The organism is Pseudomonas eucalypticola (assembly GCF_013374995.1).
In the GTDB taxonomy this organism is placed as follows: Bacteria; Pseudomonadota; Gammaproteobacteria; order Pseudomonadales; family Pseudomonadaceae; genus Aquipseudomonas; species Aquipseudomonas eucalypticola.
The window spans coordinates 5,789,594-5,811,868 of record NZ_CP056030.1 but is presented as its reverse complement, the minus strand read 5'-3'; the positions used below and the strand labels follow the sequence as shown (position 1 = coordinate 5,811,868).

General features: G+C 59.7%; 18 protein-coding genes, 2 tRNA genes and 3 rRNA genes. 14 read left to right on the top strand and 9 right to left on the bottom strand.

Annotated elements, in window-relative coordinates:
- Positions 1-55 precede the first annotated feature (55 nt).
- From trpE to HWQ56_RS26085, 5 genes are read left to right on the top strand one after another with little or no spacing between them, the layout of a single operon-like run.
- On the top strand, positions 56-1,546 hold the full coding sequence (gene trpE, locus HWQ56_RS26105) for an anthranilate synthase component I (RefSeq protein ID WP_176572083.1): 1,491 nt from the start codon (positions 56-58) through the stop codon (positions 1,544-1,546).
- Between the two features lie 11 nt (positions 1,547-1,557).
- A complete protein-coding gene (locus HWQ56_RS26100) occupies positions 1,558-2,157 on the top strand; it encodes an aminodeoxychorismate/anthranilate synthase component II (RefSeq protein WP_158153246.1) in 600 nt (199 codons plus the stop codon).
- A 9-nt stretch (positions 2,158-2,166) separates the two neighbouring features.
- Positions 2,167-3,216, top strand: coding sequence for an anthranilate phosphoribosyltransferase (gene trpD, locus HWQ56_RS26095; RefSeq protein ID WP_158153247.1), 1,050 nt, complete (start codon positions 2,167-2,169; stop codon positions 3,214-3,216).
- Entirely contained in the window at positions 3,213-4,028 is an 816-nt protein-coding gene (gene trpC, locus HWQ56_RS26090) for an indole-3-glycerol phosphate synthase TrpC (RefSeq protein ID WP_158153248.1), read from the top strand. The genes trpD and trpC overlap by 4 nt, the downstream gene beginning before the upstream one ends.
- A gap of 48 nt (positions 4,029-4,076) precedes the next feature.
- Complete coding sequence (locus HWQ56_RS26085) at positions 4,077-4,781, top strand: lipoate--protein ligase family protein (RefSeq protein WP_176572082.1); 705 nt, start codon at positions 4,077-4,079, stop codon at positions 4,779-4,781.
- Here HWQ56_RS26085 and crp read toward each other — a convergent pair.
- On the bottom strand, positions 4,778-5,416 hold the full coding sequence (gene crp / locus HWQ56_RS26080; RefSeq protein WP_158153250.1) for a cAMP-activated global transcriptional regulator CRP: 639 nt from the start codon (positions 5,414-5,416) through the stop codon (positions 4,778-4,780). The two genes, HWQ56_RS26085 and crp, sit on opposite strands and share 4 nt — an antisense overlap.
- A gap of 212 nt (positions 5,417-5,628) precedes the next feature.
- Here crp and HWQ56_RS26075 point away from each other — a divergent pair, with 212 nt between their 5' ends.
- Complete coding sequence (locus tag HWQ56_RS26075) at positions 5,629-6,051, top strand: OsmC family protein (RefSeq protein ID WP_158153251.1); 423 nt, start codon at positions 5,629-5,631, stop codon at positions 6,049-6,051.
- A 59-nt stretch (positions 6,052-6,110) separates the two neighbouring features.
- Here the strand turns inward: HWQ56_RS26075 and coq7 are convergent, their stop codons facing one another.
- The 6 genes from coq7 to hemJ all read right to left on the bottom strand — a co-directional run bounded on the left by coq7 (position 6,111) and on the right by hemJ (position 10,357).
- Entirely contained in the window at positions 6,111-6,758 is a 648-nt protein-coding gene (gene coq7 / locus HWQ56_RS26070; RefSeq protein WP_158153252.1) for a 2-polyprenyl-3-methyl-6-methoxy-1,4-benzoquinone monooxygenase, read from the bottom strand.
- A 72-nt stretch (positions 6,759-6,830) separates the two neighbouring features.
- Positions 6,831-7,169 carry a histidine triad nucleotide-binding protein gene (locus HWQ56_RS26065; RefSeq protein WP_027980374.1) on the bottom strand — a complete coding sequence of 113 codons (339 nt, stop codon included), beginning with the start codon at positions 7,167-7,169 and terminating at the stop codon, positions 6,831-6,833.
- Positions 7,170-7,240: 71 nt separating this feature from the next.
- Positions 7,241-8,014 (bottom strand): SDR family NAD(P)-dependent oxidoreductase, encoded by a 774-nt coding sequence (locus tag HWQ56_RS26060; protein WP_176572081.1) that lies wholly within the window; start codon positions 8,012-8,014, stop codon positions 7,241-7,243.
- A 110-nt stretch (positions 8,015-8,124) separates the two neighbouring features.
- Positions 8,125-8,913 carry a DUF805 domain-containing protein gene (locus tag HWQ56_RS26055; protein ID WP_176572080.1) on the bottom strand — a complete coding sequence of 263 codons (789 nt, stop codon included), beginning with the start codon at positions 8,911-8,913 and terminating at the stop codon, positions 8,125-8,127.
- A gap of 27 nt (positions 8,914-8,940) precedes the next feature.
- A complete protein-coding gene (locus tag HWQ56_RS26050) occupies positions 8,941-9,900 on the bottom strand; it encodes an NAD(P)H-dependent flavin oxidoreductase (protein WP_158153255.1) in 960 nt (319 codons plus the stop codon).
- 31 nt (positions 9,901-9,931) lie between these two features.
- Positions 9,932-10,357: a protoporphyrinogen oxidase HemJ gene (gene hemJ / locus HWQ56_RS26045; RefSeq protein WP_176572079.1), complete on the bottom strand. Its 426-nt coding sequence runs from the start codon at positions 10,355-10,357 to the stop codon at positions 9,932-9,934.
- 138 nt (positions 10,358-10,495) lie between these two features.
- Between hemJ and argC the strand changes: the two genes are divergently transcribed.
- Entirely contained in the window at positions 10,496-11,530 is a 1,035-nt protein-coding gene (argC, locus tag HWQ56_RS26040; protein ID WP_158153257.1) for an N-acetyl-gamma-glutamyl-phosphate reductase, read from the top strand.
- A gap of 112 nt (positions 11,531-11,642) precedes the next feature.
- On the top strand, positions 11,643-11,993 hold the full coding sequence (gene erpA, locus HWQ56_RS26035) for an iron-sulfur cluster insertion protein ErpA (protein WP_158153258.1): 351 nt from the start codon (positions 11,643-11,645) through the stop codon (positions 11,991-11,993).
- Positions 11,994-12,053: 60 nt separating this feature from the next.
- Here erpA and HWQ56_RS26030 read toward each other — a convergent pair whose 3' ends face one another.
- Positions 12,054-13,145, bottom strand: coding sequence for an anhydro-N-acetylmuramic acid kinase (locus HWQ56_RS26030; RefSeq protein WP_176572078.1), 1,092 nt, complete (start codon positions 13,143-13,145; stop codon positions 12,054-12,056).
- A gap of 3 nt (positions 13,146-13,148) precedes the next feature.
- Positions 13,149-14,588 (bottom strand): peptidoglycan DD-metalloendopeptidase family protein, encoded by a 1,440-nt coding sequence (locus HWQ56_RS26025; protein WP_176572077.1) that lies wholly within the window; start codon positions 14,586-14,588, stop codon positions 13,149-13,151.
- A gap of 210 nt (positions 14,589-14,798) precedes the next feature.
- On the opposite strand from HWQ56_RS26025, the gene tyrS reads away from it, so the two are divergent.
- From tyrS to rrf, 6 genes are all read left to right on the top strand, one after another.
- Positions 14,799-15,998: a tyrosine--tRNA ligase gene (tyrS, locus tag HWQ56_RS26020; protein WP_176572076.1), complete on the top strand. Its 1,200-nt coding sequence runs from the start codon at positions 14,799-14,801 to the stop codon at positions 15,996-15,998.
- A 963-nt stretch (positions 15,999-16,961) separates the two neighbouring features.
- A 16S ribosomal RNA gene (locus HWQ56_RS26015) occupies positions 16,962-18,498 on the top strand.
- Between the two features lie 123 nt (positions 18,499-18,621).
- Positions 18,622-18,698, top strand: a tRNA-Ile gene (locus HWQ56_RS26010).
- Between the two features lie 10 nt (positions 18,699-18,708).
- Positions 18,709-18,784: transfer RNA gene (locus tag HWQ56_RS26005), tRNA-Ala, on the top strand.
- 219 nt (positions 18,785-19,003) lie between these two features.
- Positions 19,004-21,896 (top strand): 23S ribosomal RNA (locus HWQ56_RS26000).
- 141 nt (positions 21,897-22,037) lie between these two features.
- Positions 22,038-22,153: ribosomal RNA gene (gene rrf, locus HWQ56_RS25995) — 5S ribosomal RNA — on the top strand.
- The 16S, 23S and 5S rRNA genes sit together here with 2 tRNA genes alongside, the layout of an rRNA operon.
- Positions 22,154-22,275: the final 122 nt, after the last annotated feature.

The window sequence follows — 22,275 nt, the reverse complement described above, 5'->3', positions numbered from 1 at the left end:
TGCCGGCGCGTTTGCATACCTGACCGTTTTTGCTCCTCATGCCACGAGGCTGATCATGATCCGTGAAGAATTCCTGCGCTTGGCCGCTGCCGGCTATAACCGCATTCCGCTCGCCCGCGAAACCCTGGCCGACTTCGACACACCGCTGTCGATCTACCTGAAACTGGCCGACGCGCCCAACTCCTATCTGCTGGAGTCGGTGCAGGGCGGCGAAAAATGGGGCCGTTACTCGATCATTGGCCTGCCATGCCGCACCGTGCTGCGCGTGCACGAGCATCAGGTGGTGATCACCCGCGATGGCGCGCAAGTGGAGCGCCACGACCACGTCGAAGACCCGCTGGCGTTCGTCGAGGCCTTCAAGGCCCGCTACAACGTACCGACCATCCCCGGCCTGCCGCGTTTCAATGGCGGCCTTGTGGGCTATTTCGGCTACGATTGTGTGCGCTACGTCGAGAAACGTCTGGGCAAGTGCCCCAATCCTGACCCCATCGGCGTGCCGGATATTCTGCTGATGGTGTCCGATGCCGTGGTGGTGTTCGACAACCTGGCGGGCAAGATGCACGCCATCGTCCTGGCCGACCCGGCCCAGGCTGACGCCTACGAGCTGGGGCAGGCGCAACTGGATGCGCTGATGGACAAGCTGCGCCAGCCGATCGCGCCGCGCCGCGGCCTGGAACTGGACCGTCCGCCGGCGGCCGAGCCCGCGTTCCGCTCCAGCTTCACCCAGGAAGACTTCGAACGTGGGGTGAACACCATCAAGGAGTACATCCTGGCCGGTGACTGCATGCAGGTGGTGCCGTCCCAGCGCATGTCCATCGAATTCAAGGCAGCGCCCATCGATCTGTACCGGGCCCTGCGCTGCTTCAACCCGACGCCTTACATGTACTTCTTCAACTTCGGTGATTTCCACGTGGTGGGCAGTTCGCCGGAGGTGCTGGTGCGCGTCGAGGACAACGAAATCACGGTGCGGCCGATCGCCGGTACCCGCCCGCGCGGTGCCAACGAAGAAGCCGACCTGGCGCTGGAGCAGGACCTGCTCAGCGACAAGAAGGAACTGGCCGAGCACCTGATGCTGATCGACCTGGGCCGCAACGACACCGGCCGGGTTTCGGAGATTGGCTCGGTGAAGCTGACCGAAAAGATGGTCATCGAGCGTTACTCCAACGTGATGCATATCGTGTCCAATGTCACCGGCCAGCTCAAAAACGGGCTGACGGCCATGGACGCACTGCGCGCCATTCTGCCGGCCGGCACCCTGTCGGGCGCGCCGAAGATCCGCGCCATGGAGATCATCGACGAACTGGAGCCGGTCAAGCGCGGCGTCTACGGCGGCGCGGTCGGCTACTTTGCCTGGAACGGCAACATGGACACGGCGATTGCCATTCGCACCGCCGTGATCAAGGGCGGCGAACTGCACGTTCAGGCCGGGGCCGGCATCGTCGCCGACTCGGTGCCCGCCCTTGAGTGGGAGGAAACCCTGAACAAGCGCCGCGCGATGTTCCGTGCCGTGGCGCTGGCCGAACAAACCTCCCCGACCGACGCCTGAGGAAGTACACCATGTTGCTGATGATCGACAATTACGACTCCTTTACCTACAACGTCGTGCAGTACCTCGGTGAGCTGGGTGCGGACGTCAAAGTGGTGCGCAACGATGAGGTGACCATCGCCGATATCGAGGCCATGAACCCCGAACGTATCGTGGTTTCCCCTGGCCCCTGCACGCCCAGCGAGGCGGGTGTTTCCATCGACGCCATTCTGCATTTCGCCGGCAAACTGCCAATTCTGGGCGTGTGCCTGGGCCACCAGTCCATCGGCCAGGCGTTTGGCGGTGACGTAGTGCGGGCGCGCGTGGCCATGCATGGCAAGACCAGCCCCCTGGTGCACGAAGACCAGGGCGTGTTCGAAGGGCTCAACCACCCACTGACCGTCACCCGCTACCACTCGCTGGTGGTCAAGCGCGAGACGTTGCCCGAGTGCCTGGAAATTACCGCCTGGACCGCCAAGGATGATGGTTCGGTGGACGAGATCATGGGCCTGCGGCACAAGACCCTGAACGTCGAAGGGGTGCAGTTCCACCCCGAATCGATTCTTTCCGAGCAGGGCCACGAGCTGTTCGCCAACTTTCTCAAGCAGACCGGCGGCACCCGTCAGGCCTAAGGAACCATCATGGATATCAAGAACGCGCTGAACCGCATCGTCGGTCAGCTGGACCTGACCACGGATGAGATGCGCGATGTCATGCGCGAAATCATGACCGGGCAATGCACCGAAGCGCAGATCGGCGCCTTCCTGATGGGCATGCGCATGAAGAGCGAGAGCATCGACGAAATCGTCGGCGCTGTGTCGGTCATGCGTGAGCTGGCCGATCGCGTGGAACTCAATACCCTGGACAAGGTGGTCGACATCGTCGGCACCGGGGGCGACGGGGCCAATATCTTCAACGTTTCCACGGCATCGTCCTTCGTCATCGCTGCGGCAGGTTGCACCGTGGCCAAGCACGGCAACCGCGCCGTGTCGGGCAAGAGCGGCAGCGCCGACCTGCTGGAGGCGGCCGGTGTGTACCTGAACCTGACACCCGTACAGGTGGCACGCTGCATCGACAGCGTGGGCATCGGCTTCATGTTCGCCCAGGCCCACCACGGGGCCATGAAACACGCGGCCGGGCCACGTCGTGACCTCGGTCTGCGTACCCTGTTCAACATGGTCGGGCCGCTGACCAACCCTGCAGGCGTCAAGCATCAGGTGGTGGGCGTGTTCAACCAGGCCTTGTGCCGGCCGTTGGCGGAAGTGTTGCACCGCCTGGGCAGCAAGCACGTGCTGGTGGTGCACTCCAAGGACGGCCTGGATGAGTTCAGCCTGGCGGCGCCTACCTTTGTGGCCGAGCTGAAGAACGGTGAGATCAGCGAGTATTGGGTTGAACCCGAAGACCTGGGCCTCAAGAGCCAGAGCCTCTATGGTCTGGCCGTGGAAAGCCCGAAGGCCTCGCTGGAGTTGATCCGCGATGCCCTGGGCAAACGCAAGACCGAGCACGGCCAGAAAGCCGCAGAAATGATCATCCTCAATGCTGGCGCCGCACTGTACGCTGCTGACCATGCCTCTTCGCTCAAGGAAGGCGTGGCACTGGCCCACGACGCGCTGCACACTGGGCTTGCCCGCGAAAAGCTCGAGGAGCTGGGTGCCTTTACCGCCGTATTCAAGCAGGAGAATGAAGGATGAGTGTGCCCACGGTTCTGGAAAACATTCTCGCGCGCAAGGCCCAGGAAGTCGCTGAACGCTTGCAGCGGGTCAGCTTTGCCGAGCAGGAGCGCCTGGCAGCCATCGCCGACGCACCGCGTGGCTTTGCCAAGGCACTGATCGACCAGGCGGCGACCAAGCACCCGGCGGTCATTGCTGAAATCAAGAAAGCATCGCCCAGCAAGGGCGTGATCCGTGAGCACTTCGTGCCTGCCGATATTGCCCAGAGCTATGAGAAGGGCGGGGCGACTTGCCTGTCGGTGCTCACCGATATCGACTACTTCCAGGGCGCCGACGCCTATTTGCAACAGGCCCGCGCGGCCTGCAGCCTGCCGGTGATCCGCAAGGACTTCATGGTCGACCCTTACCAGATCGTCGAGTCGCGCGCCCTGGGCGCCGACTGTGTGCTGCTGATCGTTGCCGCGCTGGACGACGTGAAAATGGCCGAGCTGGAAGCGGCCGCCTTCGGCGTCGGCCTCGATGTGCTGGTGGAGGTTCACAATGGCGAGGAGCTGGAGCGCGCGCTCAAGCACCTGAAGTCGCCCTTGCTGGGGGTGAACAACCGCAACCTGCACACGTTCGAAGTCAGCCTGGAAAACACCCTCGACCTGTTGCCGCTGATCCCGCGTGATCGCCTGGTAGTGACGGAAAGCGGCATTCTCAACCGGGCCGACGTCGAGCTGATGGAGATCAGCGAAGTGTATTCGTTCCTGGTGGGCGAAGCCTTCATGCGCGCCGAGCATCCGGGCGATGAATTGCAACGCCTGTTCTTCCCGGAACGCGTACAGGCCTGACAATTCTGTCACTGACCTCTCTGTGGGCGCTGCTACAGGAGTTTTGAAATGGCTTTCCCCCTGCGCCTCGACACCCAGGCTGGCCTGCAAGCTGAGCAGGATTTGCTCGCCGCCGTCTGCCGTGGGGAGCAACCCGACGGGCTGCTGTTCTGGCAGTCCACCGACCAGACGCTGGTCATGCCCCGGCGCCTCAACCGCCAACCCGGCTTCGAAGCGGCCTGCGGGGTGTCGGCGCAAGCCGGCTGGCCGGTACTGCTGCGCGAAACCGGTGGCGAGCCGGTGCCGCAATCGGCAGCGACCCTCAACGTGGCACTGGTTTACGTGGCACCGCGCAGCGAAGGCGACCAGAACCGTATCGAAACCGCGTACCAGCGCTTGTGCCAACCCCTTTGCGACGTGGTGACGGAGCTCGGCGGCGACCCTTCACTGGGAGAAGTGCCAGGGGCTTTCTGCGACGGCCGCTATAACGTCAATATCGACGGCCGCAAATGGGTGGGCACCGCCCAGCGCTGGCGCCAGGGCTTGAGTGGCAGCCGGCCGGTGGTGCTGGTGCATGGGGCGATGCTGATGGACAACGAGCGGGAGCCGATGGTGGCAGCGGTCAACCGCTTCAACCAGGCCTGCAACCTGCCCCAGCGCTGCCAGGCTGCCAGCCATATCGCCCTGAACGAGCGTTTCACCGCGCCCCAGGTGGTGGAACGGCTGACCCAGGCCTATCAGCGGTTGTTGGCCGAGGTTCGCAGCAAGGACTAACGGGTACCGAAGACCACCATGGTCTTGCCCTTCACGTTGACCAGGTTGCGTTCTTCCAGGTCCTTGAGCACCCGCCCGACCATTTCCCGCGAGCAACCAACGATCCGGCCGATTTCCTGGCGGGTGATCTTGATCTGCATGCCATCGGGGTGGGTCATGGCATCGGGCTGCTTGCACAGCTCCAGCAAGCAACGGGCTACGCGCCCGGTCACGTCGAAGAAGGCCAGGTCACCGACCTTACGGGTGGTATCGCGCAGGCGCTGGGCCATCTGGGTCCCCAGGCCGAGCATGATTTCCGGGTGTTGCAGCGCCACTTCGCGGAATTTCGCGTAGCTGATCTCGGCCACTTCGCATTCAGTCTTGGCCCGGACCCAAGCGCTGCGCTCGTGGTCGTGGCCGGGCGAATCGAACAGGCCCAGTTCGCCAAAGAAATCCCCGGCATTCAGGTAGGCGATGATCATCTCGCGGCCATCTTCATCCTCGATGAGGATAGTCACCGACCCCTTGATGATGTACGAGAGGGTGTCGGAGCGGTCGCCGGCGCAGATGATATTGCTCTTGGCGCCATAGCGGCGGCGCTGGCAGTGCGCCAGGAGTTTATCGATGTTCTGTATCGGTTGGGTGAGAGCAACCATGGCTGGATCCCGGGGCAAGACAATCAACGGCGAAGTGTAATTTTTAGGACACTGAGCTTTGGCGTCAGTGATTTGGCGCCAGCTTATCAGACCCCCGTTTTGTGTATCAGGGAATTTACTGAACAGCTTATCGGCAGCCATCGCCTCGGCTACAGGGCTTATGCAAGTGGCTGTGCTAAGCTGGCGGCCTTTTTTACAGTGGAGTCCTGGTGATGAAGGCGCGTATCCAGTGGGCAGGCGAAGCCATGTTTCTCGGTGAATCGGGCAGCGGTCATGTGGTGGTGATGGACGGCCCGCCCGAGAGCGGCGGCCGCAACCTGGGCGTGCGCCCCATGGAGATGCTGCTGTTGGGCCTGGGCGGCTGCAGCAATTTCGACGTGGTCAGCATCCTCAAGAAGTCGCGCCAACCGGTGGAGAGCTGCGAAGCCTTTCTCGACGCCGAGCGCGCCAGCGAGGACCCCAAGGTTTTTACCAAGATCCACCTGCACTTCGTGGTCAAGGGCCGCGGCCTGAAAGAAGCCCAGGTCAAGCGGGCCGTGGAACTGTCGGCGGAAAAATATTGCTCGGCCTCCATCATGCTGGGCCGTGCCGGCGTGGAAATCACCCATGACTACGAGATCGTCGAACTGGGTTGATTCACCGCGGGCATGAAAAAAGGGACCTTCGGGTCCCTTTTTCGTGACTGGCGACCGGGTCAGACCCGGTAAGTGCTCTTGGTCATGACCTTGGCCAGCAGGCTCATGCCGAATTTCACCGGTGCCGGGAAGCGGAAACCGCCAGCGTCCAGAGCGGACTCGGCGTGTTGCTCCTCATCGATGCGCATCTGTTCCAGAATGGCGCGGGACTTGGCGTCCTCGGCCGGCAACTGTTCCAGGTGTTCGTTGAGGTGCTTGCACACCTGGTCTTCGGTGGCCGCCACAAAGCCCAGGCTGACCCGGTCGCTGACCAGGCCAGCGACGGCGCCGATGCCAAAGGACATGCCATAGAACAGCGGGTTGAGCACGCTGGGGTGGCTGCCCAGTTGGCGGATGCGCTGTTCGCACCAGGCCAGGTGGTCCACTTCTTCCTCGGCGGCGTGCTCCATGGCCTTGCGCACCTGGGGTAGTTTGGCGGTCAGGGCCTGGCCCTGGTACAGCGCCTGAGCACACACTTCACCGGTGTGGTTGATGCGCATCAGGCCAGCGACGTGGCGGGCCTCGTCTTCGCTGAGGGTAGGGTCCGGCTGGACGATGGCCGGCGACGGCCGCGACGGCTGGCCGCTGAAAGGCAGCAGCGTGCGCATGGCCGTGTCGGCCTGCAGCAGCAGTCGGTCGAGGGGAGAGTAGTGACGTTCGGTAGCCATTGGGCACCTCCGGATAGAATCACGGCCTGCAGTTTAACTCAACAATGTGAAACCGCGGGTTCTAGCGTTGAATCAGCCCGGCGGCCAGTGCATCTGGCGTTGCCCAAGCACGTGCATGTGAATGTGGTAGACCGTCTGGCCACCCAGCTCGTTGCAGTTCATTACCACGCGGAAGCCTTCTTCACACCCCAGCTCCTTGGCCAGGCGCTGGGCGGTGAACAGAATGTGACCGGCCAGGCCCTTGTCTTCCTCGGTGAGGTCGTTGAGGGTGCGGATCGGCTTTTTCGGAATCACCAGAAAGTGTACCGGTGCCTGTGGGGCGATATCGTGGAAGGCCAGAACCTGGTCGTCTTCGTAGATGATCTTGGCGGGTATTTCTCTGTTGATGATCTTGGTGAACAGAGTATCCACAACGGTTTCTCCATGTTTGACGTCGGGCACGAGTGTAACCACGCCCGTGGCCGGCGCCCAGCGCTGAATGCTCAGCGTGGGCGGTAGGCCAGGTTGATGGCGCCGGCCACCTTGCGCACCAGCCAGCGCGAGCCGAGGCGAGCACCATAGGTGAGCAGCCGGTTGCGCCGGCCGGGGACGATGACTGCGCGGTTACGGGCCAGCGCACGCACAGTGTACAACGCCACTTCTTCGGGGCTGAGCACGCGCTGGCTGCTGGCCAGCCGCTCGATCAGCCGCTGCGCCGAGCGCACAGGGCCTGGACACAGTACCGAGACTTTCACCCCCGACTGGCGCAGTTCTTCGCGCAAGCCTTCGGAAAAGCTCAACACGTAGGCCTTGCTGGCGGCGTAGTTGCTCATCCACGGGCCTGGCTGGAACGCCGCCAACGACGCGACATTGAGGATCTGCCCGCCGCCGTGCACCGCCATGGCATTGCCGATCACATGGCACAGGCGCGCCAGGGCAAGGATATTGACCTCGATCAGGTCCTGTTCCTGCATCCAGTCCTGGGCCAGAAAGTGCCCATAGGAGCGTAGCCCTGCGCAATTGATCAGCAAGTCGATATGCCGGTCGCTTTCTTCCAGTTCCAGCAGGAACCCGGAAATACGCAGTGGCTCGCTCAGGTCGCAGGCGCGGAACAGCACCTCGACGCCGAAGCGTTGGGTCAGCTCACTGGCCACCGCTTCCAGGGCGTCGCGCTGGCGCGCCACCAATATCAGGTTGCGGCCACGCCGCGCCAGGGCCTCGGCCAATGCCAGGCCCAGGCCTCTGGAAGCGCCAGTGATCATGGCGTAACGGGTCATGCGGTTCTCCATACGAACGCCCCTGACCCCGCCTCTTCGATGAGGCGCAGCGCAGGGGCGTTTTTCATGGGCGCTAGTCTACCGTGCGGCGCGCGGTTGTGCTGGTTCGCTTACAGTGCCGCCGAGTGCTGGGCTACCGAGGACAGGCCGCCGGTGATACCGGCGAAGAACATCAGCACCAGGAATACCACCCACAGCCAGGCCAGCACCTTGACGGCCGTGCTGTTGGGCGGCGCGGGCGGGCCATATTGGTTGGTGCCGGGGTTGCCAGGCACCGCCATCACCACCAGGGGAAAGATGCTGCCCACGAACGGCACCAGGTTGAGCAGCCACATCCACCCGGTCCAGCCGGCGTCATGCAGGCGTTGCACACCGATCTGCACGTTGATGGTCATGAACGCGGCCACGGCTATCGCGCCCGCGCCGATGCCCAGCGGCTTGGAGAGGGTCAACAGGGTGACGCACACCAGCGCCGCGAGGCAGGCACACAGCAACAGGGCCATGGACCAGCCCAGGTACCGCACCCGGCCAATACGCCCCTGAATGGTCATGACCTTGAGTGGGCCATACACCGCGATGGTCGGCGCGATATCCGATTGCGGCGGGGCATAGGGTGAGTAAGCGGGCTCGGGCAGAGGCTCGACTTCCTCCAGGCTCAGCTCCAGCGGCGTCTCCTCTTCCAGGCGCGCCTGGACACCGGCCTTGTGCAGCGCATCGAGGTATTTCTGCGCCGTGTCATGGGACAGGTTGCGCTTGAGTGCCACCTTGTGGCCAGTGAACAGTTTTTCCACCGCCTCCAGGTCGCTGCGAAACAGCTGGGCCAGGTTGGCCTTGGCGGTTTGCAGGTCGACGCCAGGCAGCGGGCTGCCTTCGAAGACGATTTTGAACAGTGTGGTCATGCGGGCGTCCTTGTCTGGGGTGGGGTATCAGCGTGGCCAGTAATCGGGGAGGCGGTTTGCCAGTACCAGTGCCTTGCGGTATTCGGTGTCCAGGCGCGCGATAAGTTCATCAGCGCTTGGCAGGTCATCGATTTCACCCACGCCCTGGCCGGCCGACCAGATGGACTTCCATGCCTTGGCTTCGTCATCGATCGGTTTGAGCTTGGCCTGACTACCGGCTGCCGCCAGGGTTGCCAGGTCGAAGCCGGCATCCTCCAGGCTTTTACGCATGAAACTGGCCGGCACCCCCGATACGGCGGGTGTAAGGATGATATCAGCGGCCTTGGAAGCCAGCAGCATTTGCTTGTAGGCGTCGGGGGCATGGCTTTCCTGGCAGGCGATGAAGCGCGTGCCCAGGTAGGCCAGGTCCGCGCCCAGCAGTTGTGCAGCGAGCACCTCCCGGCCGTGGGTGATGCTGCCGGCCAACAGCAGGGTTTTGTCGAAGAACTGGCGTATTTCGGCGATCAGGGCGAAAGGGCTCCAGGTGCCGGCATGGCCACCGGCGCCGGCCGCCACGGCGATCAAACCGTCCACGCCCGCCTGTGCGGCCTTTTCGGCGTGGCGGCGGGTGGTCACGTCATGAAACACCAGGCCGCCGTAGCTGTGCACGGCGTCCACGACTTCCTTTACCGCGCCCAGGCTGGTAATGACGATGGGCACCTTGTGGTCGATGCAGATCGCCAGATCGGCCTCCAGGCGCGGGTTGCTGTTGTGCACGATCAGGTTGACGGCGTAGGGCGCGGGTCTGTCGAGCAGTGCCAGGCCGGCTTCGATCTCTTCGAGCCAGGCCTTGAACCCGGCGCTATCGCGCTGGTTCAGCGCCGGAAAACTGCCCACCACGCCATTGCGGCAACAAGCCAATACCAGCTGCGGGTTAGAAATGAGAAACATCGGCGCCGCCACTATGGGCAGGCGCAAGCGTTGGTCCAGCAGAGTGGGCAGCGACATAAGCGTATTTCGCCTCGGTGGTTGTCTGACCTTAGAACGGCTTCACCACGACCAGAATTACGATAGCCAGCAAAAACAGCACCGGCACTTCATTGAACCAGCGATAAAAGACATGAGAGCGGGTGTTCTCGCCACGGGCAAAACGTTTGACCTGGGCGCCGCACATATGATGGTAGCCAATCAGCAGGACGACCAAGGCGAGTTTCGCGTGCAACCAGCCTTGGGTCAGATAGCCGGGGATGAGGTAAACGAGCCAGGCGCCGAACACCAGGGTGGCGACCATCGAAGGGCCCATGATCCCACGGTAGAGCTTGCGCTCCATGACCATGAAACGCTGTTTGCCGACTTCGTCTTCGCTGCTGGCGTGGTAGACGAACAGGCGCGGCAGGTAGAACAGCCCGGCGAACCAGCAGACGATGCTGATGATGTGAAAGGCTTTGATCCAGAGATAGAGCATTTTTATGGGTTTCCAGGTTCACGGTAGCCTGATAGTAGTGCCCTTGGCCGCCGCACGTCACCTCAACGGTTGTTAGCGCATGCGCTGGGCCCGTATTATCAGCGGTTTCCTAGTCGGTTCGTTGAAAGGGGCAGGTATATGGTCAAGGTCGGTATCGTCGGCGGCACGGGTTACACCGGGGTCGAGCTGCTGCGTCTGTTGGCAACCCATCCACAGGCAGAAGTGGCGGTCATCACCTCGCGTTCCGAAGCGGGCGTGCCGGTTGCCGACATGTACCCCAACCTGCGCGGCCACTACGATGGCCTGGCGTTCAGCGTGCCGGATGTGAAAACCCTGGGCGCCTGTGACGTGGTGTTCTTCGCTACCCCGCACGGTGTGGCGCACTCCCTGGCTGGCGAGCTGCTGGCGGCGGGCACCAAGGTCATCGACCTGTCGGCCGACTTCCGTCTGCAGGATGCCGATGAGTGGGCCAAGTGGTACGGCCAGCCGCACGGCGCGCCGGAACTGCTCAAGGACGCGGTCTACGGGCTGCCTGAAGTGAACCGTGAGCAGATCCGCAACGCGCGCCTGATCGCCGTGCCGGGTTGCTACCCTACCGCCACCCAACTGGGTTTCCTGCCATTGCTGGAAGCCGGCCTGGCCGACAATTCGCGCCTGATCGCCGACTGCAAGTCCGGTGTCAGTGGCGCCGGTCGTGGTGCCAGCGTGGGTTCGCTGTTCTGCGAGGCCGGCGAAAGCATGAAAGCCTACTCGGTCAAGGGTCACCGCCATCTGCCGGAGATTACCCAGGGCCTGCGCCGCGCCGCTGGCGGCGAGGTGGGTTTGACCTTCGTGCCACACCTGACACCGATGATCCGCGGTATCCATTCCACGCTCTATGCCACCGTGGTGGATAAAGCTGTCGACCTGCAGGCGCTCTTCGAGAAGCGCTACGCCGATGAGCCGTTCGTCGACGTCATGCCCGCTGGCAGCCACCCGGAAACCCGCAGCGTACGGGGTGCCAATGTATGCCGCATCGCCGTGCATCGCCCGCAGGGTGGCGACCTGGTAGTGGTGCTGTCGGTCATCGACAACCTGGTCAAAGGTGCTTCCGGCCAGGCCGTGCAGAACCTCAACATCCTGTTCGGCCTCGACGAGCGCCTGGGCCTGGCCCACGCTGGCATGTTGCCGTAACCGCAACAGTGCGCTGGCACCGGCCAGCGCACAATTGTTGACCATTTTTCTGGGACAAGCGGATAATGGCGCCATTACGTTTTATGGCGGCTTACGCCGGGAGAGAGTCAGCATGAGCGTCGAATCCTTCACACCCACGGCTTTGCAATTCACCCATGGTGCTGCGCACAAGGTGAAGACCCTGGTCGATGAGGAAGGCAATGACCGTCTGAAACTGCGGGTTTTCGTGACCGGTGGCGGTTGCTCGGGCTTCCAGTACGGTTTTACCTTCGATGAAGACGTGGCCGACGACGACACCATCGTCGAGCGCGAGGGCGTCAGCCTGGTGGTTGACCCAATGAGCTTCCAGTACCTGGCAGGCGCCGAGGTGGACTACCAGGAAGGCCTGGAGGGGTCACGTTTCGTGATCAACAACCCTAACGCATCCACGACCTGCGGTTGCGGTCAGTCGTTTTCGATCTGAACCTCGGGATGCTGGGCCACGGAACGCCGCGCAATTGCGCGGCGTTCTGCTATTCAGGGTTCAAGCCGGGTAAATCGCGCCCAGTACGCGCAATCCACGCGCACCCGTCACGCTAGGCCTGTTGGTAGCGATGCCCTCAAGGCAGCAATGCGCCAGCCAGGCGAATGCCATGGCCTCCATCCAGTCAGGGTCGATGCCACGGCTGTCGGTGCTGGCCACCTGCGTGCCTGGCAACAGCTGAGCCAGGCGTTGCATCAGTGCGCCGTTATGCGCCCCGCCACCGCACACCAGCAGTTCATCGGTGTGGGGTTGTGCGTGGCGCAACGACTCGATGATGGTGCGCGCGGTCAGCTCCAGCAGCGTCGCCTGAACGTCCGGCTCCGCGATGGCCGGCAACCTGGCCAGATGGCCTCGCAGCCAAGGCAGGTTGAAGACTTCGCGCCCGGTGCTCTTCGGCCCTTTGCCGGCGAAAAACGGGTCACTCAGCAATTCGTCCAGCAGCCTGGCGTGCACCGTGCCGCTTGCCGCCCAGGCGCCGTCGCGGTCGAAATGCAGGCCTTGGCGGTCATGTATCCAGGCATCGAGCAGCACGTTGCCCGGCCCGCAGTCGAAGCCACTCACCGGTTGCCCGGCGTCGATCAGGCTGAGGTTGCTGAAACCGCCCACGTTCAATACCGCCAGGTGCTCGCCAATGCCGGCGAACAGCGAGTCATGGAAGGCCGGTACCAGGGGCGCGCCCTGGCCGCCCGCCGCCACATCGCGACGGCGGAAGTCTCCCACCGTGGTAATTCCGGTCAACTCGGCCAGGAGCGCCGGGTTGCCGATCTGTACCGTGAAGCCACGGGCAGGCTCATGGCGCACGGTCTGGCCGTGGCTGCCGATGGCACGGATATCGGAAGGGCAAAGGCCTTGTTGCTGCAACAAGGCGTTGACGCCCTGTGCCGCCAGCGTTGCCCATTGGTTCTCCGCCAGCGCGGCCCGCGCTATCTCATCCGGGCCGCTCGCACACAGGGCCAGCAGGTCGCTGCGCAGGCCCCCAGGCATGGGCACATAATGGCTGGCGACCAGGCGCAGTGTGGCGCCCTGTTCCACCAGCGCAATGTCCAGCCCATCGAGGCTGGTCCCGGACATCACACCGATATACAGGGCCATGTCTTACTTCTTGCTCGCGACCATGGTGGATTTCTCCTGGTCCATTTGCGCCATCAACGGCTGGGCTATCTGCATGAAGCGTGCTTTTTCATTGCGGGCGATAGGGTCGGCCATTGGTAGCTTCTGCCCCAGCGGGTCGACATGCACGCCATTGACCTGGAACTCATAGTGCACATGCGGCCCGGTGGACAGGCCAGTGGTGCCGATGTAGCCGATCACCTGGCCCTGCTTGACCGCGGAGCCAGCGTGAATGCCCTTGGCGAAGCCCTGCATGTGCCCGTAAAGGGTCTTGTAGGTCTTGCCATGGGCGATGATGACCGTGTTGCCGTAACCACCGCGACGCCCGGCCAGTTCCACCTTGCCGTCGCCCGTGGCCTTGATCGGCGTGCCGCGCGGGGCGGCGTAGTCGACGCCCTGGTGGGCGCGGATCTTGTTCAGGATGGGGTGGAAACGGCCTACCGAGAAGCGCGAGCTGATGCGGGCGAAGTCCACTGGCGAGCGCACGAACGCCTTGCGCATGCTGTTGCCTTCGGCAGTGTAGTAATTGGTGGTGCCCAGCTTGTTGGTATAGCGGACCGCGGTGTAGGTCTTGCCGCGGTTGGTGAAGCGCGCCGCCAGAATGTTGCCGGTGCCGATCACCTTGCCATTGAGTACTTTCTGTTCGTACATCACGTCGAAAACGTCGCCCTGGCGGATGTCCTGGGCGAAGTCGACGTCGTAGTTGAAGATGTTGACCAGGTCCATCACCTGGTTGTGGGACAGCCCGGCGCGCTGGCCAGACAGCGACAGCGAATTCTTGATCACGCCGTGTGCGTAGGCCTCACGCATCACCGGCTTGATGACATCGCGGTTGAAGGCAAACCCCTTGGCGCCGCGCACCAGGCGGATGGTCTCGGTGTTGCTCAGCTTGGTGTGCAGGCTGGTCAGCTGGCCTTCAGGGCTGATCTCGAACTCCAGCACCTGGCCGTTCTTGAGCTGCGCGAACTGTTTGGCCTGCTTGTCACTGGCCAATACTTCCTGCGCTGCCGTGGCGGGCAGGCCGGCTTCGTCGAACAGCTTGGACAGGGTATCGCCCTTGCGCACGGTGACTTCACGGTGGCCTGAGGCCTTCTTGGCGCTGTCTTCGGCGGCAGCGACCGGCTCGGGCTGGGTGGCGGGGGCGTCCTGGGCGGTGTCCTGGTCCTGGTCGTCGTTGTCTATCTGGGCGAAGGGCGCGGGTACCGCAGGTTCTTCACCCAGGTCGGTGGCCGGGGCGTCTTTCTCGGCCTGCTTGAGCTGGTCGGCGGGTGTCTCCATTTCCAGCGGGGTGGAGGTGCGTTTGGCTTCGACTTCGCTGGAAGGAAACACCAGCAAGGCCAGGCTGAGAAGGGCGGCGATGCCGCTGGCGGCCAACAGGTGGCTCTTCGGATAAAGCGGGGGCGCTTTAGGCGGTTCGCTGGTCATAGGTAATTTGACTTTGAAAAAGATGAAATGGAAAAGATGAATGACATGATAAAGATGAAATAACTGTATAAAATATAACCAAATCCTTTCCAAAGCAAGCTCGCAGACGCCACGACCCCGGCCTGGGGTCACACGCAAGTCAAAAACTTGTAATTGGTGCCTGATCTTGTATGGTTGGTTCCCTTTGAATCTAAGCCTTGCGGGTCGGTTATGAAGTCGGTTGAAGAGCAGCTAGCGCTGATCAAACGTGGTGCGGAAGAGGTACTGGTCGAGTCCGAACTGGTCGAGAAGCTCAAGCGCGGGCAGCCGCTGCGCATCAAGGCTGGCTTCGACCCTACGGCGCCTGACCTGCACCTTGGGCACACGGTGCTTATTAATAAGCTGCGCCAGTTCCAGGAGCTGGGGCACCACGTGATCTTCCTGATCGGGGACTTCACCGGCCTGATCGGCGACCCAAGCGGCAAGAGCGCCACCCGCCCGCCGCTGACCCGCGAGCAGGTGCTGGCCAACGCCGAGACCTACAAGGCCCAGGTCTTCAAGATCCTCGACCCGGCCAAGACCGAGGTGGCGTTCAACTCCACCTGGATGGACGCCATGTCGCCTGCCGACTTCATTCGTCTGTCCTCGCAGTACACCGTGGCGCGCATGCTTGAGCGCGATGACTTCGACAAGCGCTACAAGGCCAACCAGTCCATCGCCATCCACGAGTTCCTTTATCCGCTGGTGCAGGGCTACGACTCGGTGGCCCTGAAGGCGGATGTGGAACTGGGCGGTACCGACCAGAAGTTCAACCTGCTGATGGGCCGCGAGCTGCAGCGCGCCTACGGCCAGGAAGCACAGAACATCGTCACCATGCCACTGCTGGAAGGCCTGGACGGCGTGAAGAAGATGTCCAAGTCGCTGGGCAACTACGTCGGCATTCAGGAAGCGCCGGGCGTGATGTACAGCAAGCTGGTGTCCATCCCTGACCCGCTGATGTGGCGTTACTTCGAGCTGCTGAGCTTCCGCTCCATGGAAGAGATCGACGGCTTCAAGGCTGACGTCGAGGCTGGCGCCAACCCGCGTGACATCAAGATCAAGCTGGCTGAAGAGATCGTCGCCCGTTTCCATGGTGAGGAAGCGGCCGCCAATGCCCACCGCGCCGCGGGCAACCGCATGAAGGATGGCGAGCTGCCGGACGACCTGCCGGAAATCGAAATCGCCGCAGGCGAAGACATGCCTATTGCTGCTGTGCTTAACAAGGCAGGCCTGGTGAAGAACTCCGCGGCGGCACGTGATCTGTTGTCGGCTGGAAGTGTCCGGGTCGATGGTGAGGTGGTTGATCGCGGGTTTGTCTTCGCGGTGGGGGCTACCCATGTGTGCCAGGCTGGCAAGAAGGCGTTCGCGCGGATCAGCTTGAAGCAGGAGTGAGGTTGCGGGCTCTTTGAGCTTTTTACTGTTGAGAAGGGCGGGCCGGCAGGTCTGCCCTTTTTGGTTTTTGGGGGGATGGAGCTATCAAGGGCATTTCTGGAGATTGCATGAAGGCCTCCAGGCGCATGTCTCGGGCTTTCTGGCGCCCTTGAGACCGAGCGCCGCCCGCGCGGCGCTTCCCGGGCAAGCCCGGTCCCACGTCTGTTTCGGGCCAGTTTTGTCTGGCCCATTGCCTGGTCCGCCTTGTCCTTTCACTACAGATTTGAAGTGAACAAACAAAGCGGTCGAGGTGATCCCACAGGCATAACTGGCCCGAAACCAATGTGGGAGCGGGGGCGGCGCCGAGCCCTTGCCCGGGAAGCGCCGCGCGGGCGGCGCTCGATCTCAAGAACGCCAGAAGCATCAAGGCATGCACCTGGCGGCCTTTATAGGGTGGCAAGCGGGGAAGCTTTTTATCTTAATGACAATCTCCCGAAATTAACCCTTGACGCCCCCGCGGATCTCTCTATAATTCGCCCCACTTCCGGCGCAGACCAAACGGAAAACTTCTTGATAATCAAGTAGTTAGCCAAAGTAGCCCGCTCCGAAAGGTTTCGATTTTAATGTCGAAAGCGGTGAAAAAGGCAGTTGACAGCGACTCAAATCGCTGTAGAATTCGCCTCCCGCTAACGAGAGATCGAAGCGAGTCAAGTGGTTGAAGTTGTTAGAGATTCTCTGAAAAACTTCAAAATAAACGCTTGACACACTCTGAGGAAAGCGTAGAATGCGCGCCTCGGTTGAGACGAAAGAATCAACCAACCGCTCTTTAACAACTGAATCAAGCAATTCGTGTGGGTGCTTGTGACTCAGACTGATAGTCAAAAAGATTATCAGCATCATAAGTTACTCCACGAGAAATCATGGTTTAACCAACGATTGCTGAGCCAAGTTTATAGGGTTTTCTCAAAACCCGATTGCAGTATTGAACTGAAGAGTTTGATCATGGCTCAGATTGAACGCTGGCGGCAGGCCTAACACATGCAAGTCGAGCGGATGAAGAGAGCTTGCTCTCTGATTCAGCGGCGGACGGGTGAGTAATGCCTAGGAATCTGCCTGGTAGTGGGGGACAACGTTTCGAAAGGAACGCTAATACCGCATACGTCCTACGGGAGAAAGCAGGGGACCTTCGGGCCTTGCGCTATCAGATGAGCCTAGGTCGGATTAGCTAGTTGGTGAGGTAATGGCTCACCAAGGCGACGATCCGTAACTGGTCTGAGAGGATGATCAGTCACACTGGAACTGAGACACGGTCCAGACTCCTACGGGAGGCAGCAGTGGGGAATATTGGACAATGGGCGAAAGCCTGATCCAGCCATGCCGCGTGTGTGAAGAAGGTCTTCGGATTGTAAAGCACTTTAAGTTGGGAGGAAGGGTTGTAGATTAATACTCTGCAATTTTGACGTTACCGACAGAATAAGCACCGGCTAACTCTGTGCCAGCAGCCGCGGTAATACAGAGGGTGCAAGCGTTAATCGGAATTACTGGGCGTAAAGCGCGCGTAGGTGGTTTGTTAAGTCGGATGTGAAATCCCCGGGCTCAACCTGGGAACTGCATCCGAAACTGGCAAGCTAGAGTATGGTAGAGGGTAGTGGAATTTCCTGTGTAGCGGTGAAATGCGTAGATATAGGAAGGAACACCAGTGGCGAAGGCGACTACCTGGACTGATACTGACACTGAGGTGCGAAAGCGTGGGGAGCAAACAGGATTAGATACCCTGGTAGTCCACGCCGTAAACGATGTCAACTAGCCGTTGGGGTCCTTGAGACTTTAGTGGCGCAGCTAACGCATTAAGTTGACCGCCTGGGGAGTACGGCCGCAAGGTTAAAACTCAAATGAATTGACGGGGGCCCGCACAAGCGGTGGAGCATGTGGTTTAATTCGAAGCAACGCGAAGAACCTTACCAGGCCTTGACATCCAATGAACTTTCCAGAGATGGATTGGTGCCTTCGGGAACATTGAGACAGGTGCTGCATGGCTGTCGTCAGCTCGTGTCGTGAGATGTTGGGTTAAGTCCCGTAACGAGCGCAACCCTTGTCCTTAGTTACCAGCACGTTATGGTGGGCACTCTAAGGAGACTGCCGGTGACAAACCGGAGGAAGGTGGGGATGACGTCAAGTCATCATGGCCCTTACGGCCTGGGCTACACACGTGCTACAATGGTCGGTACAGAGGGTTGCCAAGCCGCGAGGTGGAGCTAATCTCACAAAACCGATCGTAGTCCGGATCGCAGTCTGCAACTCGACTGCGTGAAGTCGGAATCGCTAGTAATCGCGAATCAGAATGTCGCGGTGAATACGTTCCCGGGCCTTGTACACACCGCCCGTCACACCATGGGAGTGGGTTGCACCAGAAGTAGCTAGTCTAACCTTCGGGAGGACGGTTACCACGGTGTGATTCATGACTGGGGTGAAGTCGTAACAAGGTAGCCGTAGGGGAACCTGCGGCTGGATCACCTCCTTAATCGACGACATCAGCTGTATCATGAGCCCCCACACGAATTGCTTGATTCATTGAAGAAGACGATAGAAGCAGCTTTAAGCTCCAAGCTGATAGCTGATCTGGCTAACAGTTACGCTCGAAATTGGGTCTGTAGCTCAGTTGGTTAGAGCGCACCCCTGATAAGGGTGAGGTCGGCAGTTCGAATCTGCCCAGACCCACCAATTTTGTTATGGGGCCATAGCTCAGCTGGGAGAGCGCCTGCCTTGCACGCAGGAGGTCAGCGGTTCGATCCCGCTTGGCTCCACCATAAACTGCTTCCAAAGCTTAGAAATGAATATTCGTGTCGAATATTGATTTCTGAACTTTATCAGAATCGTTCTTTAAAAATTTGGGTATGTGATAGAAAGATAGACTGGATGGCACTTTCACTGGTGTTTATTCAGGCTAAGGTAAAATTTGTGATTCGAATTGCAAATTTTCGGCGAATGTCGTCTTCACAGTATAACCAGATTGCTTGGGGTTATATGGTCAAGTGAAGAAGCGCATACGGTGGATGCCTTGGCAGTCAGAGGCGATGAAAGACGTGGTAGCCTGCGAAAAGCTTCGGGGAGTCGGCAAACAGACTGTGATCCGGAGATGTCTGAATGGGGGAACCCAGCCATCATAAGATGGTTATCTCAAGCTGAATACATAGGCTTGAGAGGCGAACCAGGGGAACTGAAACATCTAAGTACCCTGAGGAAAAGAAATCAACCGAGATTCCCTTAGTAGTGGCGAGCGAACGGGGACCAGCCCTTAAGTTGATTTGAGATTAGCGGAACGCTCTGGAAAGTGCGGCCATAGTGGGTGATAGCCCTGTACGCGAAAATCTCTTGTCAATGAAATCGAGTAGGACGGAGCACGAGAAACTTTGTCTGAATATGGGGGGACCATCCTCCAAGGCTAAATACTACTGACTGACCGATAGTGAACTAGTACCGTGAGGGAAAGGCGAAAAGAACCCCGGAGAGGGGAGTGAAATAGATCCTGAAACCGTATGCGTACAAGCAGTGGGAGCAGACTTTGTTCTGTGACTGCGTACCTTTTGTATAATGGGTCAGCGACTTATATTCAGTGGCGAGCTTAACCGAATAGGGGAGGCGTAGCGAAAGCGAGTGTTAATAGCGCGTTTAGTCGCTGGGTATAGACCCGAAACCGGGCGATCTATCCATGGGCAGGTTGAAGGTTGGGTAACACTAACTGGAGGACCGAACCGACTACCGTTGAAAAGTTAGCGGATGACCTGTGGATCGGAGTGAAAGGCTAATCAAGCTCGGAGATAGCTGGTTCTCCTCGAAAGCTATTTAGGTAGCGCCTCATGTATCACTGTAGGGGGTAGAGCACTGTTTCGGCTAGGGGGTCATCCCGACTTACCAAACCGATGCAAACTCCGAATACCTACAAGTGCCGAGCATGGGAGACACACGGCGGGTGCTAACGTCCGTCGTGAAAAGGGAAACAACCCAGACCGTCAGCTAAGGTCCCAAAGTCATGGTTAAGTGGGAAACGATGTGGGAAGGCTTAGACAGCTAGGAGGTTGGCTTAGAAGCAGCCACCCTTTAAAGAAAGCGTAATAGCTCACTAGTCGAGTCGGCCTGCGCGGAAGATGTAACGGGGCTCAAACCATGCACCGAAGCTACGGGTATCACCTTTTGGTGATGCGGTAGAGGAGCGTTCTGTAAGCCTGTGAAGGTGAGTTGAGAAGCTTGCTGGAGGTATCAGAAGTGCGAATGCTGACATGAGTAACGACAATGGGTGTGAAAAACACCCACGCCGAAAGACCAAGGTTTCCTGCGCAACGTTAATCGACGCAGGGTTAGTCGGTCCCTAAGGCGAGGCTGAAAAGCGTAGTCGATGGAAAACAGGTTAATATTCCTGTACTTCTGGTTATTGCGATGGAGGGACGGAGAAGGCTAGGCCAGCTTGGCGTTGGTTGTCCAAGTTTAAGGTGGTAGGCTGAGATCTTAGGTAAATCCGGGATCTTAAGGCCGAGAGCTGATGACGAGTTGTCTTTAGACGACGAAGTGGTTGATGCCATGCTTCCAAGAAAAGCTTCTAAGCTTCAGGTAACCAGGAACCGTACCCCAAACCGACACAGGTGGTTGGGTAGAGAATACCAAGGCGCTTGAGAGAACTCGGGTGAAGGAACTAGGCAAAATGGCACCGTAACTTCGGGAGAAGGTGCGCCGGTGAGGGTGAAGGACTTGCTCCGTAAGCCCATGCCGGTCGAAGATACCAGGCCGCTGCGACTGTTTATTAAAAACACAGCACTCTGCAAACACGAAAGTGGACGTATAGGGTGTGACGCCTGCCCGGTGCCGGAAGGTTAATTGATGGGGTTAGCTAACGCGAAGCTCTTGATCGAAGCCCCGGTAAACGGCGGCCGTAACTATAACGGTCCTAAGGTAGCGAAATTCCTTGTCGGGTAAGTTCCGACCTGCACGAATGGCGTAACGATGGCGGCGCTGTCTCCACCCGAGACTCAGTGAAATTGAAATCGCTGTGAAGATGCAGTGTATCCGCGGCTAGACGGAAAGACCCCGTGAACCTTTACTATAGCTTTGCACTGGACTTTGAATTTGCTTGTGTAGGATAGGTGGGAGGCTTTGAAGCGTGGACGCCAGTTCGCGTGGAGCCATCCTTGAAATACCACCCTGGCAACTTTGAGGTTCTAACTCAGGTCCGTTATCCGGATCGAGGACAGTGTATGGTGGGTAGTTTGACTGGGGCGGTCTCCTCCTAAAGAGTAACGGAGGAGTACGAAGGTGCGCTCAGACCGGTCGGAAATCGGTCGTAGAGTATAAAGGCAAAAGCGCGCTTGACTGCGAGACAGACACGTCGAGCAGGTACGAAAGTAGGTCTTAGTGATCCGGTGGTTCTGTATGGAAGGGCCATCGCTCAACGGATAAAAGGTACTCCGGGGATAACAGGCTGATACCGCCCAAGAGTTCATATCGACGGCGGTGTTTGGCACCTCGATGTCGGCTCATCACATCCTGGGGCTGAAGCCGGTCCCAAGGGTATGGCTGTTCGCCATTTAAAGTGGTACGCGAGCTGGGTTTAGAACGTCGTGAGACAGTTCGGTCCCTATCTGCCGTGGACGTTTGAGATTTGAGAGGGGCTGCTCCTAGTACGAGAGGACCGGAGTGGACGAACCTCTGGTGTTCCGGTTGTCACGCCAGTGGCATTGCCGGGTAGCTATGTTCGGAAAAGATAACCGCTGAAAGCATCTAAGCGGGAAACTTGCCTCAAGATGAGATCTCACTGGAACCTTGAGTTCCCTAAAGGGCCGTCGAAGACTACGACGTTGATAGGTTGGGTGTGTAAGCGCTGTGAGGCGTTGAGCTAACCAATACTAATTGCCCGTGAGGCTTGACCATATAACACCCAAGCAATTTGCGTCGAATGACCAGATTGCGGTGTCGTGAAGATGACACGCACCGAAAGTTTGCAGTTCACAAATACCATCACATACCCGATTCGCTGGAGTGCCTCCAAAGGGCATCCTGGCTACAGAATTTCTTGACGACCATAGAGCATTGGAACCACCTGATCCCATCCCGAACTCAGCAGTGAAACGATGCATCGCCGATGGTAGTGTGGGGTTTCCCCATGTGAGAGTAGGTCATCGTCAAGATTAAATTCCGAAACCCCCAGTTGCGAAAGCAGCTGGGGGTTTTGTCTTTCCGGCATTCCTCACGCCCCGAAATCCCTGTGCGGATGGCGGCCAAACGCCCCTGCGCTTTCTATGCAACGGCC

Excerpts from the sequence above, each read along its gene's own strand:
- crp (WP_158153250.1), bottom strand. The coding sequence starts at position 5,416 with ATGGTTGCTCTCACCCAACCGATACAGAACATCGATAAACTCCTGGCG.
- erpA (WP_158153258.1), top strand. The coding sequence starts at position 11,643 with ATGAGCGTCGAATCCTTCACACCCACGGCTTTGCAATTCACCCATGGT.
- hemJ (WP_176572079.1), bottom strand. The coding sequence starts at position 10,357 with ATGCTCTATCTCTGGATCAAAGCCTTTCACATCATCAGCATCGTCTGC.
- HWQ56_RS26050 (WP_158153255.1), bottom strand. The coding sequence starts at position 9,900 with ATGTCGCTGCCCACTCTGCTGGACCAACGCTTGCGCCTGCCCATAGTG.
- HWQ56_RS26055 (WP_176572080.1), bottom strand. The coding sequence starts at position 8,913 with ATGACCACACTGTTCAAAATCGTCTTCGAAGGCAGCCCGCTGCCTGGC.
- tyrS (WP_176572076.1), top strand. The coding sequence starts at position 14,799 with ATGAAGTCGGTTGAAGAGCAGCTAGCGCTGATCAAACGTGGTGCGGAA.
- HWQ56_RS26060 (WP_176572081.1), bottom strand. The coding sequence starts at position 8,014 with ATGACCCGTTACGCCATGATCACTGGCGCTTCCAGAGGCCTGGGCCTG.
- trpC (WP_158153248.1), top strand. The coding sequence starts at position 3,213 with ATGAGTGTGCCCACGGTTCTGGAAAACATTCTCGCGCGCAAGGCCCAG.
- HWQ56_RS26075 (WP_158153251.1), top strand. The coding sequence starts at position 5,629 with ATGAAGGCGCGTATCCAGTGGGCAGGCGAAGCCATGTTTCTCGGTGAA.
- HWQ56_RS26100 (WP_158153246.1), top strand. The coding sequence starts at position 1,558 with ATGTTGCTGATGATCGACAATTACGACTCCTTTACCTACAACGTCGTG.
- trpE (WP_176572083.1), top strand. The coding sequence starts at position 56 with ATGATCCGTGAAGAATTCCTGCGCTTGGCCGCTGCCGGCTATAACCGC.
- argC (WP_158153257.1), top strand. The coding sequence starts at position 10,496 with ATGGTCAAGGTCGGTATCGTCGGCGGCACGGGTTACACCGGGGTCGAG.
- coq7 (WP_158153252.1), bottom strand. The coding sequence starts at position 6,758 with ATGGCTACCGAACGTCACTACTCTCCCCTCGACCGACTGCTGCTGCAG.
- HWQ56_RS26030 (WP_176572078.1), bottom strand. The coding sequence starts at position 13,145 with ATGGCCCTGTATATCGGTGTGATGTCCGGGACCAGCCTCGATGGGCTG.
- trpD (WP_158153247.1), top strand. The coding sequence starts at position 2,167 with ATGGATATCAAGAACGCGCTGAACCGCATCGTCGGTCAGCTGGACCTG.
- HWQ56_RS26025 (WP_176572077.1), bottom strand. The coding sequence starts at position 14,588 with ATGACCAGCGAACCGCCTAAAGCGCCCCCGCTTTATCCGAAGAGCCAC.
- HWQ56_RS26085 (WP_176572082.1), top strand. The coding sequence starts at position 4,077 with ATGGCTTTCCCCCTGCGCCTCGACACCCAGGCTGGCCTGCAAGCTGAG.